Source organism: Streptomyces sp. NPDC051569, from assembly GCF_044454085.1.
Classification (GTDB): Bacteria; Actinomycetota; Actinomycetes; order Streptomycetales; family Streptomycetaceae; genus Streptomyces.
The window spans coordinates 102,930-118,820 of sequence record NZ_JBITDJ010000012.1 but is presented as its reverse complement, the minus strand read 5'-3'; the positions used below and the strand labels follow the sequence as shown (position 1 = coordinate 118,820).

The 15,891-nt window shown below is 70.6% G+C and carries 13 protein-coding genes; 5 read left to right on the top strand and 8 right to left on the bottom strand.

Annotated features, from left to right (window positions below; translation table 11 throughout):
• Nucleotides 1–8 precede the first annotated feature (8 nt).
• The 4 genes from ACIBAE_RS18820 to ACIBAE_RS18805 are packed head-to-tail and all read right to left on the bottom strand — an operon-like array spanning nt 9 to nt 6,227.
• Entirely contained in the window at nt 9–908 is a 900-nt protein-coding gene (locus ACIBAE_RS18820) for a carbohydrate ABC transporter permease (protein WP_399286404.1), read from the bottom strand.
• Nucleotides 905–1,918, bottom strand: a complete 1,014-nt coding sequence (locus ACIBAE_RS18815) for a carbohydrate ABC transporter permease (protein ID WP_399286401.1) — start codon at nt 1,916–1,918, stop codon at nt 905–907. Before ACIBAE_RS18815 ends, ACIBAE_RS18820 begins: the two co-directional genes overlap by 4 nt.
• Nucleotides 1,915–3,255, bottom strand: a complete 1,341-nt coding sequence (locus tag ACIBAE_RS18810) for an extracellular solute-binding protein (protein WP_399286399.1) — start codon at nt 3,253–3,255, stop codon at nt 1,915–1,917. The genes ACIBAE_RS18815 and ACIBAE_RS18810 overlap by 4 nt, the downstream gene beginning before the upstream one ends.
• The gene (locus ACIBAE_RS18805) at nt 3,252–6,227 is read right to left on the bottom strand and encodes a family 78 glycoside hydrolase catalytic domain (RefSeq protein ID WP_399286396.1); all 2,976 of its coding nucleotides are present in this window, start codon (nt 6,225–6,227) and stop codon (nt 3,252–3,254) included. Before ACIBAE_RS18805 ends, ACIBAE_RS18810 begins: the two co-directional genes overlap by 4 nt.
• Before the next feature lie 251 nt (nt 6,228–6,478).
• On the opposite strand from ACIBAE_RS18805, the gene ACIBAE_RS18800 reads away from it, so the two are divergent.
• Nucleotides 6,479–7,777: a phosphatidylserine/phosphatidylglycerophosphate/cardiolipin synthase family protein gene (locus tag ACIBAE_RS18800; RefSeq protein WP_399286393.1), complete on the top strand. Its 1,299-nt coding sequence runs from the start codon at nt 6,479–6,481 to the stop codon at nt 7,775–7,777.
• 72 nt (nt 7,778–7,849) lie between these two features.
• Here ACIBAE_RS18800 and ACIBAE_RS18795 read toward each other — a convergent pair whose 3' ends face one another.
• The 4 genes from ACIBAE_RS18795 to ACIBAE_RS18780 all read right to left on the bottom strand — a co-directional run bounded on the left by ACIBAE_RS18795 (nt 7,850) and on the right by ACIBAE_RS18780 (nt 11,400).
• On the bottom strand, nt 7,850–8,332 hold the full coding sequence (locus tag ACIBAE_RS18795; RefSeq protein ID WP_399286391.1) for an NUDIX hydrolase: 483 nt from the start codon (nt 8,330–8,332) through the stop codon (nt 7,850–7,852).
• 47 nt (nt 8,333–8,379) lie between these two features.
• On the bottom strand, nt 8,380–9,984 hold the full coding sequence (gene lnt / locus ACIBAE_RS18790; protein WP_399286388.1) for an apolipoprotein N-acyltransferase: 1,605 nt from the start codon (nt 9,982–9,984) through the stop codon (nt 8,380–8,382).
• A gap of 451 nt (nt 9,985–10,435) precedes the next feature.
• Nucleotides 10,436–11,107, bottom strand: coding sequence for a hypothetical protein (locus tag ACIBAE_RS18785; RefSeq protein ID WP_399286385.1), 672 nt, complete (start codon nt 11,105–11,107; stop codon nt 10,436–10,438).
• Nucleotides 11,107–11,400: a hypothetical protein gene (locus ACIBAE_RS18780; RefSeq protein ID WP_399286382.1), complete on the bottom strand. Its 294-nt coding sequence runs from the start codon at nt 11,398–11,400 to the stop codon at nt 11,107–11,109. The genes ACIBAE_RS18785 and ACIBAE_RS18780 overlap by 1 nt, the downstream gene beginning before the upstream one ends.
• Before the next feature lie 344 nt (nt 11,401–11,744).
• On the opposite strand from ACIBAE_RS18780, the gene ACIBAE_RS18775 reads away from it, so the two are divergent.
• From ACIBAE_RS18775 to ACIBAE_RS18760, 4 genes are all read left to right on the top strand, one after another.
• Nucleotides 11,745–12,647: an LLM class flavin-dependent oxidoreductase gene (locus ACIBAE_RS18775; RefSeq protein ID WP_399286379.1), complete on the top strand. Its 903-nt coding sequence runs from the start codon at nt 11,745–11,747 to the stop codon at nt 12,645–12,647.
• 578 nt (nt 12,648–13,225) lie between these two features.
• The gene (locus ACIBAE_RS18770) at nt 13,226–13,519 is read left to right on the top strand and encodes a hypothetical protein (RefSeq protein ID WP_399286377.1); all 294 of its coding nucleotides are present in this window, start codon (nt 13,226–13,228) and stop codon (nt 13,517–13,519) included.
• 74 nt (nt 13,520–13,593) lie between these two features.
• The gene (locus ACIBAE_RS18765; RefSeq protein WP_399286374.1) at nt 13,594–14,616 is read left to right on the top strand and encodes an AsnC family transcriptional regulator; all 1,023 of its coding nucleotides are present in this window, start codon (nt 13,594–13,596) and stop codon (nt 14,614–14,616) included.
• 105 nt (nt 14,617–14,721) lie between these two features.
• A complete protein-coding gene (locus ACIBAE_RS18760; protein WP_399286371.1) occupies nt 14,722–15,825 on the top strand; it encodes a DUF6421 family protein in 1,104 nt (367 codons plus the stop codon).
• Nucleotides 15,826–15,891: the final 66 nt, after the last annotated feature.

Below are 15,891 nucleotides of genomic sequence, written 5' to 3'. Positions count from 1 at the left end.
GGCTCCCCTCAGCCCTTGAGGCCACCGGCGAAACCCTTGATCACAAAGCGCTGGAGGAGCACGAAGACCAGCAGGACGGGCAGGGCCGCCAGGACGAGTCCGGCGAAGACGAGACCGTAGTCGGAGACGTACTGGCCGACGAACGAGAACACCCCGACCGGGACGGTCTCGCGCCCCGATCCGCCGAGGTACAGCAGCGGGGTGAAGAAGTCGTTCCAGATGAAGACCGCGTTCAGGATGATCACGGTGCCGGTGATCGGCCGCAGCAGCGGGAAGACGATCCGGGTGAACGCCTGGCGGTGGTCGCAGCCGTCGATGAGCGCCGCCTGCGCGTAGTCGGGGGGCAGCGCACGGATGAAGCCGGTGTAGAGGAACACGGTGAACGGCAGCTGGATGCCCGTGTAGAAGAGCACCATCCCCTGGTACGTACCGAGCCAGCCGAGGCTGTCGACCAGTTTGTACAGCGGGATCATCCCGAGCTGGAAGGGCAGCACGACACCCAGCAGGAACAGGACGTACAGCCCGTAGCCGAGCCCGCGGGCGGTGCGCGCGAGGTAGTAGGCGCCCGTGGAGCCGAGGACGACGAGCAGCAGCAGGCTGACGGCGGTGATGACCGTGCTGTTGAGCAGGGCGGGGCCGAGGGAGGCGGAGGACCAGGCCGCGCCGAAGTTGGTCACGGTGGGCGGGGAGGGCAGGGCCAGGGGCGCGTCGGCGATCTGGCGCGGATCCTTGAGGGCCAGGGTGACCAGGGCGTACACCGGGAAGAGGAAGACGACCGCGGCGGCGATCATGACGAGTTCGAGGCCGTAGCGCCCGTACCCCGCCCTGGCCCCCGGTGCCGACCCCGGCTTCCGCTTCGGCTCCGGGTTCCCGAGGACCGGTCGTGTGGTGGTGCCGGTGCCGCTCACGCGGTGACCTCCCGGGCGCGCAGGGAGCGGAGCTGGACCAGCGAGACAGCCGCGACGAACAGGGCGAGGACGAGGGCGATGGCGGTGCTGTAGCCGAATTCACCGAACACGAAGGCCTCCTTGTACAGCACCGTCGACAGCGTCTCGCTGGAGGTGCCGGGTCCGCCGTTGGTGGCGGCGTAGACCTGGTCGAAGAGTTTGAGGCCGCCGATGGTCGACAGCATGAGGTTGATGGTCAGGGCCGGGGCCAGGAGCGGCCAGGTGACGTAGCGGAAGCGCTGCCACGTACTGGCGCCGTCGATTCTGGCCGCCTCGTGGAGGTCGGCGGGGACGCCCTGGAGGCCGGCGAGGAAGACGACCATCGAGTACCCGGCGTACTGCCATACGACCATGGCGGCGATGGACCACAGGGCGAGCGAGGGGTTGCCGAGCCAGTCCTGCCGCAGAGCGCCGAGGCCGACGGCGCCGAGGATGCCGTTGAGGCCGGCGGCGGGGTCGGGGTTGTAGACGTACTTCCAGAGGAACGCGACCATGACGGGGCTGACCACGGCGGGGGCGAAGAAGATCACCCGGAGCAGCGCCCTGGACCTGATGCCGCTGTGGACGCCGAGCGCGAGCAGCAGGCCGATGGCGTTCTGCACGACGACCACGGCGACGGTCAGCAGGAGGGTGTTGCTGACGGATTCCAGAGCGCGGTCGTCGTGGAGCAGCGTACGGAAGTTGTCGAGGCCCACGAAGGTGAAGCCGCCGATGCCGGACCAGTCGGTGAACGCGTAGACGGCTCCCGCGACGCTCGGGTAGAGGACGACGACGGCGTACACGGCGAGCGCGGGGACGACGAAGGACCACGGCGGGACGGTGGGATCGCGGCGGCGCGGGGTGCGGGGGGCCCGGCGGGTGGCGGTGACCGTGCCGGACGGGTGTGTCCCGGTCCCGGCGGACGGGCCGGCCCCGCTTCCGGCGGAGGGGCCTGTCCCGGCGGACGGGCCGGTGCTGGGCGGCGAGTTCATGACGTCTTCCCGTAAGCCTTGTCCATCTGTCCCAGCGCGCCGTCGACATCCGTCTTGCCCGCGAGCAGGTCCTGCACGGCGGCGAAGTGGGCGGGCTGTACCTCGGCGTTGGGCCAGCGCTGATCCATGAAGGGAACGGCGCGGCCGCCGTCGATGATGGGCAGGAAGTCGGTGAGGAGGGGATCGAGCCGGGTGGACGCGTCGCGGGTGAACGGGATCGCGGAGACGGCCGACGCCCAGCGGTTGATGTTCTCCTGCCGGCCGAGGAAATCGATGAACGCCTTGGCCCTGGCCGGGTGCTTGGCGTGGGTGGCGACGCCGAGTCCGGCCACGACGCCTGCCGGGATCCACTGGCGCGCGGGGTCGTCACCGGCGGGGAAGGGAAACATCCCCAGCTCGCCGGGGGTCCTGGTGGCCTGGCGGTAGCTGGCGAGAACGGCGGCGACCTGGACGGCCATGGCCGCCTTTCCGGTGGTGACCAGCGAGGTCTGCTGCTCGAAGGTGGTCCCGTTGGGGTTGTCGTTGAAGAAGCCCCGGCGCTGCAGCTCCCGGTACTTGCCCAGGGCGTCGGCCCATCCCGAGCCCCGGAACCTCGCCCGCCCGGCGGCCATGTCGTCGTCGAAGCGGGCGTTCTTGGCGTAGACGGCCTCGGGGACCAGGGCGTAGCTGATCAGCTGGGTGACCCAGGGGGTCGCCGTACCCAGGGCGATGGGCACGATCCCCTTGGCCTTGAGCCGGTCGCAGACGTCGAGGAGTTCGCCCCAGGTCCTCGGCGGCTGGACGCAGGCCGTGGCGAACGCCCGTCTGTTGTAGACGGCGCCGATGACGCTGCTCCCGGCGGAGTAGAGGTAGGTCCTGCCCCCGCTGCGGTACGCGGCGTCGAAGCCGCGCGGGATCGACCGGGTCCAGGCCTGCGCGCTCAGGTCGGTGAGGAGCCCGGCCCGGGACAGCTCGGCCATCGACATCGCGCTGCCGCTGCCGGGATACAGGACGTGCAGGTCGGGGGCGTTGCCGCCGGCGAGTTGGGTGCGGACGACGGTCTGGACCTGGTCGGTGGGTGCGAAGGAGGTGGTGAAGCCTTCTTCGGGGTGGCTCCGGCGGTACACGGCGAGGAGTTCCTCGATGGGCTGCTGCTGGTCGGCGACACCGACGAGGCGCATCTTGCCGGAGTTGGCGGAGCAGGCCGTGAGGGCCGGGGGAAGCGCGAGGGTGGCGGCGGCTCCGGCACCGGTACGGAGGAAGCGCCGGCGGCCGACCGTGCCACGCCCCAGCGGCCCCGGCGGCCCGGCCGACCCCGGCGACCCGGCGGGCCCGGGCAGGTCCGGCAGGCCGGTCATGGGCGGGCCTCCCGCTCGTGGCCACCGGACGGCTGCCCGTGGCCGCCGGTCAGCGCGGGCTCCATCGGCCTGGGCCTGTGCGGGGCCGCTCGCAGCGGCTCGGTGTGCGCGGGCCCGCCCGCCGGGGCGTACGCGGCGGTGAAGCGGTAGACGCCCGAGGCGACGCGGTAGAGGGCGTGGTCGGGTCCGGTCGCGAGGAGCGTGAGGTGGGCGCCGTCCTCCGGCACCGCTCCCGACTCGCGGACCGAGCCGGGGTCGGTGGTGGGCACCCGCACCTCGGCGGTGGCGCCGGGTGGTACCCGTACGCGCAGGCCGAGCGTGCCGCCGTCACGTTGCCAGCGCACCGAGACGGTGCCACGCACCGACTCGTGGCGGGCGCTCGCGTGCGTGAGGCCGCCGGGGTTGGGCCGGACGCTCAGGTGCCGGTATCCGGTGGAGTCCGGGCGCTGGTCGAGGCCGGCGACGCCCTGGTAGAGCCAGGCGCCGATCGAGCCGAGCGCGTAGTGGTTGAAGGAGTTCATCGACGGCGCCCGGAAGCCCGCCCCGGGGGTCCATCCGTCCCAGCGCTCCCAGATCGTGGTGGCGCCGTGGCTCAGCGGGAAGAGCCACGAGGGCACTTCGGTGCGGCGCAGCAGCGCGTGCGCGAGGTCGGCCCGGCCGTGCGCGTCCAGGACGGGCGCGGCGAGGGCGACACCGAGGAAGCCGGTCCGCAGGGCGGGTCCGGCCTTCTCGATCAGTTCGGCGAGGCGGCGGGCGGCGGCGCCGGTACGGTCCGGTGGCAGCAGGCCGAAGGCGAGGGCGAGGAGGTAGCAGGTCTGGGTGTCGCCTTCGACGCGCAGGGCTGGTTCGCCGGTGGAGTGGTCCGTCGTGACGAAGCGTTCGACGAACACGGCACGGATCGAGGCGGCGAGCCGGCCGTACGCGCGCGCGGTGTCCCGGTCTCCCAGCACGTCGGCGGCCCGGGCGGTGAGGTGGGCGCTGTGGGCGAAGTAGGCGGTGGCGACGACCTCGCGCGGGGTCGGCGCGCCGGGGGCGAGCCAGTCGGAGAAGTGTGGGCCCACGCGCCGGCGCCAGACGAGGTCGGGGTTGTGACGGCGGATCAGGTCGACCCACGCGCGCATGCCGGGCAGTGCGCGGGAGAGGAAGCGCGGGTCGTCGTAGGTGCGGTACAGCTGCCAGGGGACGATCACCCCGGCGTCGCCCCAGCCGGGGGCTCCTTCGTCGGCGACCCCCGCGAGGCGCGGGGCGACGTTGGTGAAACCGCCGTCAGGGGTCCTGGCGTCGTCGACATCGCGCAGCCATTTGGTGAAGAACGCGGCGACATCGGCGTTGAGCGCGGCCGTGGGCAGGAAGACCTGTGCGTCGGCGAGCCAGCCGAGCCGCTCGTCGCGTTGCGGGCAGTCCGTGGGCACGCTGACGAAGTTGGAACGCTGGCCCCAGGCGACGCACGTGTGGAGCCGCCGGATGGCGGGGTCCGAGCAGTCGAACGTACCGGCCCATGGGGTGTCGCTGTGCAAGGCCACGGCGACGATGTCCAGCTCGCCGCGCACCTCCCGCTCGTGCTGCCCGTCCCGCTCGTGCTGCCCGTCCCGCTCGTCCCGGTCGCCCGGCTCAGGGAGTCCGCTGATCTCCGCGTACCGGAACCCGTGGTAGGTGAAGCGCGGCTCGAACTCGGCGTGTGCGCGGCCGTCACCGATCAGCACGTCGGTCGCGGCGGCGGTGCGCAGATTGGCCGTGTACAGACGGCCGGACGCGTCCAGCGCCTCACCGTGCCGTACGACCACCCGGGCGCCGGAAGCGAGGCCGTCGACGCGGAGCCGTACCCGCCCGGCGAGGTTCTGCCCGAAGTCGACGAGACGGACGCCGTCGGGCCCGCGCGTGACGGAGCGCGGGCGCAGCTCGGCCATCGCCCGTACGGGTTCGTCGACGGACGCGACGAGCAGACGGTGGTCGGCGTCCGTGACCAGGGCCGGCGACCAGTCGGAGTCGTCGAAGCCGGGCAGGTCCCAGCCGTCCCGCGCGCACCGCAGGTCGTGGCATTCGCCCATGAGCAGGTCGGCGTGGCGGACCGTTCCGGTGCGGGTGCGCCAGGTGTCGTCGGTGACGACCGTGGTGGTGCGGCCGTCGTCGTGCGTGAGGTGGAGTTCGGCCAGGAATTGGGGTGCCGTGCCGTAGTGGGCCCCGGCCCTGCGGGGCTCGAAGCCGACGAAGCCGCTCCACCAGCCGTCGGCGACGGTCGCCGCGAGGACGTTCTCACCGTCGCGGATCAGGTCCGTCACGTCGTACGTCTGGTACTGGACGCGGTGACGGTAGTCGGTCCAGCCGGGCGCGAGTTCCGCGTCGCCGACCCGGACGCCGTTGAGGCGTACCTCGTACAGGCCGCGCGCGCTCACGCGGAGGCGGGCACGCGAGGCGGCGCGGGTGGTGGTGAAGGCGCGGCGCAGGAGGGGGCAGGGGGCGAGCCCGTGGCCGTCGAGGGCACGCTCGCCGTCGGTCGGCGCGTCCACGACATCGACCGGGCGCGGGTCGTGGGTGATCCACGAGGCCGTCCAGGCGTCGGGGTCGTACACCGCCGTCTCGAACCAGGACGTGGCTGACGCCCCCTCGGCGGGCGCCGTGGGAGCGGCCGGCCCGGCCGGCCAGATGTCGACCCGCCAGTGGTAGCGCGTACGGGCCGTCAGCGCGGGTCCGGCGTAGACGGTGCCGATCGCGGCGGGGTCCTCGACCCGGCCGGTGTCCCAGAGGGGCTGCCCGCCCGCGTCGAGGTCCCCGGGGCGTTCGGCGACCCTTACCCGGTAGGCGGCGGGGTCGTCGCCACGGCGGTCGGAGGCCAGGCGCCAGGAGAGCAGGGGCGCGGGCTCGTCGATGCCCAGGGGCGCGGTGCGATGGTCGCAGCGCAGGGCGTACGGCCGCAGGGTGGGAGCCTCGGGACGCTGTGCCGCCGTTCCTTCGGCGGAGCGGGGAGCGGGCACGGGCACGTCCTTCCGTCACGGGCGTTGACGAGGTGTCAATTTTCTACTTATACCCGGAGCAAACACATCATCCGGACACCTGTGGCACGTGTTGAGCCGTCGGCGAAGCGTTTGTCCCGGACCTTTCCTGGGCGGCGTACGCTCACGGCGGGCGCGGCCTTCCCCGGCGTGCATACGCGCGGGTTGCGGGGGCAACCGCCCAGTCGCGCGAACGCCGCGACCCGCTCCGCCGCTCCCGAAGGAATGACGCCATGTCGATCCCCGCCCCGCCGTCCGCGCACGACGCGACGGCGACGCGCGCACAGTCGGCGCACCCTGGCGGCCGGTGTCCGGCCGAGGCCCCCGCCGCTCCCCCGCTCCTCCGGGTGCCCGCGGACCCGGGGCCCCTGACCGGCGGGGAACGGATACGGCGGATACGGCGTCGCCTGGAGCGGCTCATCGGGATCGCGGCGACCGAGGGGAACGCCCTGCTCCCGCTGCGCAACGGGGACGAGATCTTCTCGGCCATGCTGGACGGCATCCGCTCGGCGCGGCACACCGTGGACATGATGACGTTCGTGTACTGGCGCGGCGACATCGCCCGGCGGTTCGCCCAGGCCCTGGCCGAACGGGCCCGCGCCGGGATCCGCGTACGCCTGCTCCTGGACGGATTCGGCAGCCGGCTGATCGAGAAGGACCAGCTGCGGACCATGGAGGAGGCCGGGGTCGAGGTGGCGTGGTTCCGCAGACCGCTCTACCTCTCGCCGTTCAAACAGAACCACCGATGCCACCGGAAGGTCCTCGTCGTCGACGAGGAGGCGGCCTTCACCGGGGGTGTGGGTATCGCCGAGGAGTGGTGCGGCGACGCGCGCAACGAGAACGAGTGGCGCGACACCCATGTGCGGGTGAGCGGACCGGCGGTGGACGGTATCGCCGCCGCCTTCGCACAGAACTGGGCCGAGTGCCACAAGGACCTGTTCGACGAGCGCGACCGGTTCATCGAGCACAGCCCGCAAGGGGACGCGATCGTCCAGGTGGTACGCGGCTCGGCCAGTATCGGCTGGCAGGACATGCAGACGCTGCTACGGGTGGTGCTGGAATCGGCCCAGGACCGCGTCCGTCTGACCACCGCCTATTTCGCGCCCGACACGTATTTCATCGAGCTGCTGTGCGCGACCGCACGGCGCGGGGTACGGGTGGAGATCCTGCTGCCGGGGCCGTACACCGACAAGCGGGTGTGCCAACTGGCCGGCCAGAACTATTACGAGGACCTGCTCGACAGCGGGGTCCGGATCTTCCACTACCAGCCGACGATGATGCACGCGAAAGTCATCACGGTCGACGAGGTCGCCTCGCTGATCGGCTCGACGAACTTCAACCGCCGCTCCCTCGACCACGACGAAGAGGTCATGCTCGCCGTCCTGGACGAGAAGTTCACCGCCACCCTGGACGGCCACTTCGAGGACGACCTCACCGTGAGCGAGGAGATCGAACCGGGCCGCTGGAAACGCCGCTCCACCGTCCAGCGCGTCCGAGAGGCCTCCGTGACCCCGATCCGCCGCTTCCTCTGACGGCCATATCCACCCGGTCCTGACCTCTCATGCCTGGTGGACGGCCCCTTTCCCGGACCAAGCAGGGCTTGGTCAGGTCCGGGAAGGGGCCGGTTCGAACCAGGTGGGCGTGTCGGTGAGTGCCTGCTTGATCCGGAAGAGCGCGAATTCCTCCAGCTTCGGCAGCGCGTCCGGGGAGAACCAGCCCACCTCCAGGGACTCCTCGTCGTTGACGCGCGCCTCCCCGCCGACCGCGCGGCAGCGGATGGTGGTGTCCAGGTACTGGCAGTGGTCGCCGTTCGGGTAGGTGACCGGCTTCAGCGCCTGGACGAGCACGATCCGCTCCGCCACACAGTGCACTCCGGTCTCCTCGTACACCTCGCGCACCGCGGTCGTCGCGGGCTGCTCACCCGGCTCCGGGATCCCGCCGATGACCGACCAGCCGCCGGTGTCGGCACGGCGCCCGAGCAGGACGCGTCCGTCGTCGTCGAAGACAATCGCGCTGACGCCCGGCAGCAGCAGGAGCTGGTGTCCGGCGGTGGCCCGGATCTCGCGGATGAAGTCAGGGGTTCCCATGTGCCGACCCTAACCGGCGGTGCCGGCCCCAACCGGCCGTGCCGGTCCTAACCGGCGGCCGCCTGCCGCCGGTTGCGAACGGACCGGACGGTCACCCAGCCGAGTCCGGCCACCGCGACGGCGGCCAGCAGGCCCTCGGGGAGGGTGCCGAGCCGGGTGGCGGGGGTCAGCGAGGAGCGCAGCGGCACCTTGCCGACGAGCGCGTCGGGCGTGAACATCCTGGTCTGCTGGACGATCTTCCCGTCCGGCATGATGATCGCGCTGACCCCGCTGGTGACCGGGACGACGACGGTCCGGCTGTGCTCGACGGCGCGTACCCGCGACATCGCCAGTTGCTGGTAGGTCATCTCGCTGCGGTCGAAGGTCGCGTTGTTGCTGGGTACGGAGATCAGCTGGGCGCCGTGCGTGACGGTGTCCCGTACGGCCCAGTCGAAGGCCGCCTCGTAGCAGGTGGCGAGCCCGACCTTGGTCCCCGCCATGTCGAAGACGCCCGGCTTGGTGCCGCGTCCGAAGTCACGGCTCACCATGTCCGCGTACCCGGGGCTGATCAGCTTCACCACGGAACGCAGCGGGAGGTACTCGCCGAAGGGCTGGATCTGGCGCTTGTCGTACGTGGCGGTCGGGCCGCGCTTCGGGTCCCACAGGATCTGGGTGTTGCGCAGCGGTCCCGTGTCGGGGGTGATGACGGCGCCCACGGAGATCGGTACCCCGATCGCCCGGGCGGCCTCGTCGATCAGGAGCCGCGCGTCGCCGTTGCGGTAGGGGTCGATGTCGGAGGAGTTCTCCGGCCACAGCACGAAGTCGGGCTGGGGTACCTTCCCGGCCTTCACATCGGCGGCCAGCTGGAGAGTCCTGCGGACGTGGTTGTCGAGGACCGCGCGACGCTGGGCGTTGAATTCGAGACCCGCCTGCGGCACGTTGCCCTGGACGGCGGCGACGGTCGCGGTGCCGTCCTCGGCCGCATCGCTCACGAGGGGCAGGGCGGCGAGCGCCGCGGCGACGGGGAGGAAGACGGCGAGCGCCGCGGCGGCCGCGGCCCGGCGGGGCAGTGTGCCGGTCCGCCGGTACGCGAGGGCCTGGCGCCAGGCCTCGTACAGTCCGAAGCCGCAGAGGACGACGCCGAAGCCGAGCACCGGTGTGCCGCCGACCGCCGCGAGCGGCAGGAAGACGCCGTCCGCCTGCCCGAAGGCGATCTTGCCCCACGGGAAACCGCCGAACGGCACGCGGGCGCGGACCGCCTCGCCGAGGATCCAGACCGCGGCGGCCCATACCGGCCACAGCGGCAGTCGTGTCACGGCCGCGATCCCCGCGCAGGTCAGGGCGATGAAGAGCGCCTCGATCGCGACCAGGGCGAGCCAGGGCCCGGGACCGACCTCCGCGCCCGTCCAGACCAGGAGCGGCAGCAGAAAGCCCAGCCCGGCGAGGTAGCCGAGGCCGAGACCCGCGCGGGCCCTGCGCCCGTACAGGCTCCAGGCGAGGAGGGCGAAGCCGGGCAGGGCCAGCCACCAGAGGGTGCGGGGCGGGAAGCTCGCGTAGAGCAGGAGTCCGGACAGCGCCGCTGCGCCGGGCCTGGCCAGCCGGCGCAGCGGGTGCGGCCCGCCCGGGGTGGGGGCGGGCGGCGGGCTCTGAACGGGGGTGATGGTGGCGCTCACCTGGCGGAGTCTACGGTGGGCCGCTGTGCGTCCGGGCGCATGGCCCGTGGACGCCCCGCCCCGCCCCGGGTCCTCCGCCGCGCCCCGCCACGGACCTGGCCTCCCGGTAGCGCGCCGCGGTGACGGATGGCGACTCCGCTGGTGACCTCGCGACGGGTTCCGGGTCGGGAAGCGCTTGGGGTCGCGGTCGGCGTCGGCGTGCTTGACGGGCGGTGGCCTGTGTCGCGGTGGTGCGCGTGGCTGCGGGCCGCGGTGAGGGACACCGACGAAACGGTGTTCTTGGCAACGACGAAACGGTCGTCATCGTGATCACGATGACGGCCGTCTTGCTTTGCTCTGGGCAGGCGGCGCCGGTCTTGAGGCAGAGGGCAGCGCCGGGACATGGGAATGGGACCGCTGGCGGGGTGGTGCCGCCGGCGGTCCCGATCTTGGTCTGTGTGTGACTGTTCCCCTACGTCTGGCTGTCCGGGCCGTTCAGGCTGTGGGGATGTAGCCGGTGGGGGTCCAGGTCCCGAGGGGTTTGGTCGGCCGGCGGCGGGTGGGCCGGCGGCGTGGGCGGTCGCCGTTCAGGGCGATGGCGTCGGCCCAGCTCCGTAGTCTCCGCTTGTTGGCGTGTGCGAGCTGGAAGGCCAGCAGGATCGTCTGAGCGGCGATGCCTCGGATACGGCGGGTGCCGCCGGGCCAGGAGCGCAGCTACGACGTCGAGATCGAGGCGCCGGCCTTTGGGCAGCGGTGAAGGGTCGACCTCTTTGAGGATGGCTTTGAAGAGGCGGCGCACGACGGCGTAGAAGGCTTCGAAGCCGCGGTCGTTGTCCGGGTAGCGGCGGACGCCCAGCTCCTCGCGCATGGTGTCGCTCAGTGCGAAGGCCAGCAGGTCGGCGACGTGGGTCAGGACGACGGTGCCGCGGTTGTGGTCGGAGGCCAGGAACATGCCGGCCAGCAGGCCACGCACGCTGATGTTTCGCTTGCGGCCCGTCCACTTCTTGACCAGGGCCTCTACATCCTCGACGAGGCCGGAGCCGTCGAGATCGACGAGGACCGCCCGTACCTCCTCGTCTCCGACGCTGTGACGGCGAGAACGGAGCTTGGCGATTCGTGCGTGGCGTTGGAGGCTGCTCGTCATCACAGCTCCCGCAGAGCAGCGGCCGCTTCGTCAGCGGTGCGATTGCGGACGTAGGGCAGGATCCGGTCGATGGAGCGCAGTGTGGTCAGGCCGGCGGCGGCCATCAGGGTCGGCAGGTGCATCCGGGCCTCAATGGCATCGACGAGCCAGGTGGCGCGGGCACGTCCCAACACCAGTGGTGGGGTGCCGGGGCTGAACTTCGCGCGGGCCAGGAAATGCGTGACCGTGTTGGCGCCCCGCGTGTGGCTGTACGGGCGGAAGAGGTAGCGGGCCGAGCCCGGCACGGACGACAAGGAGGCAGCCTCGATGAGAACGGGCGCCCAGGAGCAGCGGCACAGCATGAGCCGGGCGCGCCGACCTCGTACGGCGACAAATGGCAGGCGGGATCAGCAACGATGGTCGGTGGGAACGGTCTTCCACCTTGATCACGGGGCATCGAGAAATCCATGATCTTAGAAGCTGCGCCTGTCCCGATCCGGGGGTACAACCGAGCTGGCAGATCGTCGCGAACCGGGCGTCCCGCGAACGTCGAAGCCTTGTCTATCGACCGGAGTGACAAACCGGTCGGAGAGGCGGCTTCCTGCTGTGCTTGTGGGTGGGACATGCTGGGTCTCGGCGCCCGCCTAGAGTCGGGCACATGAGACTGAGCACCATGATCCTTTCCGTTCGCCGGTGGCGCGACGGCGGCCGTGACCAGTGGGTACGGGCAGAGAGACTCGGATTCCATGCCGCGTACACATATGACCACCTGTCCTGGCGTAGCCTGCGAGACCGTACTTGGTTCGGGGCGATACCGACCCTGACCGCCGCCGCCGGCGTTACCGAGCGGCTGCGGCTCGGCACGATGGTGACCTCGCCCAATTTTAGGCACCCCGTGACCCTCGCCAAGGAGCTGATCTCGCTCGACGACATCTCCGGCGGGCGGATCACGCTCGGCATTGGTGCGGGCGCGGCAGGATTCGACGCGACCGTGCTCGGGCAAGAAGTGTGGCCGCCGAAGGAACGGGCGGACCGTTTCGCCGAGTTCGTTCCCCTGCTCGACCGGCTTTTGACGGAGGATGTCGTCAGCTACGACGGCACCTTCTATTCCGCCTTCGAGGCGCGCGGCATCCCCGGATGCGTGCAGCGCCCGCGCATCCCTTTCGCGGTCGCTGCGACGGGACCGAAGGCGCTGCGCGTAGCCGCCCGTCACGGCCAGGCGTGGGTGACGACCGGCGACATGAGGCTCTGGCAGAACGGCGGCACGCCCGAGCAGTCGCTGATCGCGATCCGCGACCAGTTGGCGCGGCTCGGCGACACGTGCGCGGCGGAAGGACGGGACGTGGCGGACCTTGACCGGATCCTGGTCACCGGATTCACCCCGGACCGCCCGCTGGATTCCCTTGACGCGTTCGTGGAATTCGCGGGCCAGTACAAGGCCCTCGGTTTCACGGAGATCGTGCTCCACGCGCCGGTGCCGGACTCGATGTTCGAGGCCTCGGAGGAGGTCTTCGAGCGGATCGCGACCGAAGGGCTGGCCCAGCTGACGGGCATACGGTAGCCGGGAATCGGCGAAGGGGATCGGCAGACGCCGGGCCCGGGGGAGAGCGGTGGACGGGGAGGCCGGGCCTGCAGATGGGGCCCGGCCTTCACCGTGTCCGGAACTGGCCTTCGCGGGCGTGGCACGAACTGGATGTCCAGGTGTGGCCATCCGCGCAGCGCGCAAGGTCGGCCGGGCGGACCACCCGTGACGGTGCGGCCCCATCCGGCCTGGCCGCTTCGTGCAGTGGGGTAGGTAGTGACAGAGGCCGGGGTGCGGGCCAGTATTTCTCACGAACGCACACCACGGCGGCCGGCTTCCCCAATAGCCGACTTTCGCCGGATCCCCAGAAGGAACCTCATGAAGAATTCGCAGCCCGTCATAGTTCGCGCGTTTATCGCCACTGCCGCTGCCGCTGTCGCTGTCGCCGCTGTGGCGGTTCCCGGCACGGTTGCCCTCGCTGACTCCGTCCGCGTCGGCGTAGTCTCGCAGACCGTCGTCGCCGATGCTCCTGTTGCCCAGCCGAGCCCCATGGTGGCCTCCCCGGAGCCCGGCTTCGGCTGGGGCTGACCGGCCTCGCCACTGAGCGAAGACCACCCATGTACGCAGTCGTCGCCGTTATCAAAGCAGGCAGTGACCTGCGGAGAATGCCCGTCGACACCTCCTCGTTGACCGATGCGTTCTGGGCGCACGCGCAGGAGAGCGACGGCCTCGAACACGTCAGGGTCGCCCACGCCGTCGACGGGGTGTCCGTAGCCCTTTTCATGACCGCCCGTGACAGGACCGAGGCGGCGGCGACTGCGCTCGTCCTCTGCTGGCGCCTGGTGGTGGCCGTGCCGTCATTCGCGGGTTGGTACGTCGAATCCTGTCTTGTGCACGGCGCCCGGCGATAACACCTGAAAGCGGATGTGGAATTGCGTTGTCTTCTGATGTGTGCGTTGCCGTATTGCAATCGCCCGGAGGGAAAATGAGTATCTCCCTGAGTCTGCCAGAAACCCTGTCCGTCGACGTCCTGGAGCCGGAAGGGGACAACACGCCGACGGTCTCCCTGCCGCTCCGGTCGCTGCGTTTCGGTGACTCCCCGCGGGGAGGAGCTCTCAACGAGGCGCACTGCCGCATGCTGGCCGCCGCCGGCGACAGTCTGCCCCCGATCGTCGTGGACGGCCGCACCATGCGGGTCGTGGACGGCAACCACCGGGTACGGGCCGCCCTGCTCTGCGGCCGGACGGAAATCACTGCCAGGCTGTTCGAGGGCGCGTCGGACGAGGCGTTCGTGCTCGCCGTCCGGCTGAACACCATGCACGGCCGTGGACTGCTGCTCTCGCACGCCGACCGCACCGCCGCAGCCGCCCGCCTCGTCACGTCCCACGCCCACTGGTCGAACCGCGTGGTCGCCTCCGTGACCGGCTTGTCGGCAGGAACGATTGGGCGGATCAGGGGACAGTTCACGGCGGAGTCCGGCGCGGCCGGGGTGCGGGTCGGCAAGGACGGCCGCACGCGGCCCGTCGACGGCTCCAGCAGCCGGATGAAGGTGTACGAGCTGCTGATGAGCGACCCGTCCGCGTCCATTCGCGACATCGCACAGCGGGTCGGGGTGTCCCCTTCGACCGTGCACGACGTACGCAAGCGTGTCCTGGCGGGTGAGGAACCGGTGTCCCGGCGCCGCCGGGTGCAGGCGGAGGCGGGCGTCGAGCTGGACCGAACGGTCCCGCCGCGACCGTACCCCGAACCGGAACGGGAGTCGCCGGCCGACCCCGCCGCGATCATCGCGGCCCTGACCAAGGATCCGTCGCTGCGGTACAACAACATCGGCCGGCGGCTGATCCGCTGGCTCGACGGATGCCGACGCGGAGTGGCCGAGTGCCCCGAGATCGCCGAGCGGATCCCCTCCCACAACATCGACCCGGTGGCGGCCCTCGCCCGCGAGTACGCCTACGCCTGGCTCGACTTCGCCACCGCGCTGGAAGAGCGCAACCGCGTGGCCTGCTGATCCCGCGCCCGCACGCGCAAGCGGCGGAAGCCGTCCACCAACCCCGCGGTCGGTCCGATTGGGAGGCCGCTGGGGTGTAGCCCCGGAAGGGTATTCATGGGTGACATGACCGAGGTATTCGCCGAAATAGAGAACATCAGGGCGACCCTTCCCGAGCGAGAGTTCCTGACGGACGAGAGGGAGCTCAAGGAGCTTTCCCGCAAGCTCGGCAGCAGCCGGGTTCTGCGCAACCTGCCGGCGGGCGAGGCATTTCTCGACGACCTCGATGTATTCGTGCCGGGGAAGCGTCTCGAAGAGACGAAGGCGCACATCAACAACCAGCGTGACAACACCATCTTCTCGCTGTTCAACGCCTCGTACTTCCCGAAGTTGAACCTCGACTGTCTCACGTACGAAACGCTGCCGACGGACCCGTACCTGGCCGAGCGTTACGCGAGCAACACCATGCCCGTGAACATCACGGGCAAGACCACGGGATTCGACTCCCGGGTCGTCGTGGCACTCTTCCCGGAGAACCACATCGACGGCATCCAGCAGTCGGACGACCTCATCTTCTACTTCATCGACAAGTTCCTGGAGCGGCACAACCGGACCACCCGCCTCCTCATCGACGAGGTGATGGAGCCGGGTAGTTTCCCGCTGATCCAGGGAGCTTCCGACCAGAAGGTCGAGCAGGCCTCGTCCTGGTGGGTCCGGCTGCACGAATACCACCACCGCCAGGGCGACATGCCGATCCCGGACTACCTGTCGGCGAAGAAGGTCAAGCCGCTGGCCGGCCTGGAGGAGCTGCGGGTCGACGTCTCCGGCATGCTCGTGTGCCTGAACGACATGAAACTGCCGCGCAATGAGGCGCAGGCCGCGTACGAGTTCATTCTCGCCGAGCGGCTGCTGCGTTACGCGGTCGAAGGCATCCCGCGTCCGAACTACGACGCGGTGGCCTCCCAATTGCTCTTCAACTACCTCGAGGGCAATGGCGGAATCGGTCTCGTCAATGGACGGATCCGGCTCGACCCCAAGCTGCCGGACGTGCTGCGCGAGTTCCTCTCGGAGATCGAGAGCATCGAATCCGGAATCCACACGGATTCCGTGGACATCGTGAAGCAGCGGCTGCTCGACTTCACCAACAAGTACACCGACTACGACGCCGAGTCGCGCGATTACCGGCACATTCCCTATTTCGCCGAGGTCAAAAGCCGTCTAGGCGTATGAGACCGGCGCCGGGCCCGGGTGTTCGACCGTGCAGCGCAGTCGATCACGCGGGCCGAGTATCGCGGG

Bases quoted from the DNA above. Each gene is read 5' to 3' on its own strand.
- ACIBAE_RS18815 (WP_399286401.1), bottom strand. From the start codon at position 1,918: ATGAACTCGCCGCCCAGCACCGGCCCGTCCGCCGGGACAGGCCCCTCC.
- ACIBAE_RS18810 (WP_399286399.1), bottom strand. From the start codon at position 3,255: ATGACCGGCCTGCCGGACCTGCCCGGGCCCGCCGGGTCGCCGGGGTCG.
- ACIBAE_RS18800 (WP_399286393.1), top strand. From the start codon at position 6,479: ATGTCGATCCCCGCCCCGCCGTCCGCGCACGACGCGACGGCGACGCGC.
- ACIBAE_RS18795 (WP_399286391.1), bottom strand. From the start codon at position 8,332: ATGGGAACCCCTGACTTCATCCGCGAGATCCGGGCCACCGCCGGACAC.
- ACIBAE_RS18785 (WP_399286385.1), bottom strand. From the start codon at position 11,107: ATGACGAGCAGCCTCCAACGCCACGCACGAATCGCCAAGCTCCGTTCT.
- ACIBAE_RS18775 (WP_399286379.1), top strand. From the start codon at position 11,745: ATGAGACTGAGCACCATGATCCTTTCCGTTCGCCGGTGGCGCGACGGC.
- ACIBAE_RS18770 (WP_399286377.1), top strand. From the start codon at position 13,226: ATGTACGCAGTCGTCGCCGTTATCAAAGCAGGCAGTGACCTGCGGAGA.
- ACIBAE_RS18765 (WP_399286374.1), top strand. From the start codon at position 13,594: ATGAGTATCTCCCTGAGTCTGCCAGAAACCCTGTCCGTCGACGTCCTG.
- ACIBAE_RS18760 (WP_399286371.1), top strand. From the start codon at position 14,722: ATGACCGAGGTATTCGCCGAAATAGAGAACATCAGGGCGACCCTTCCC.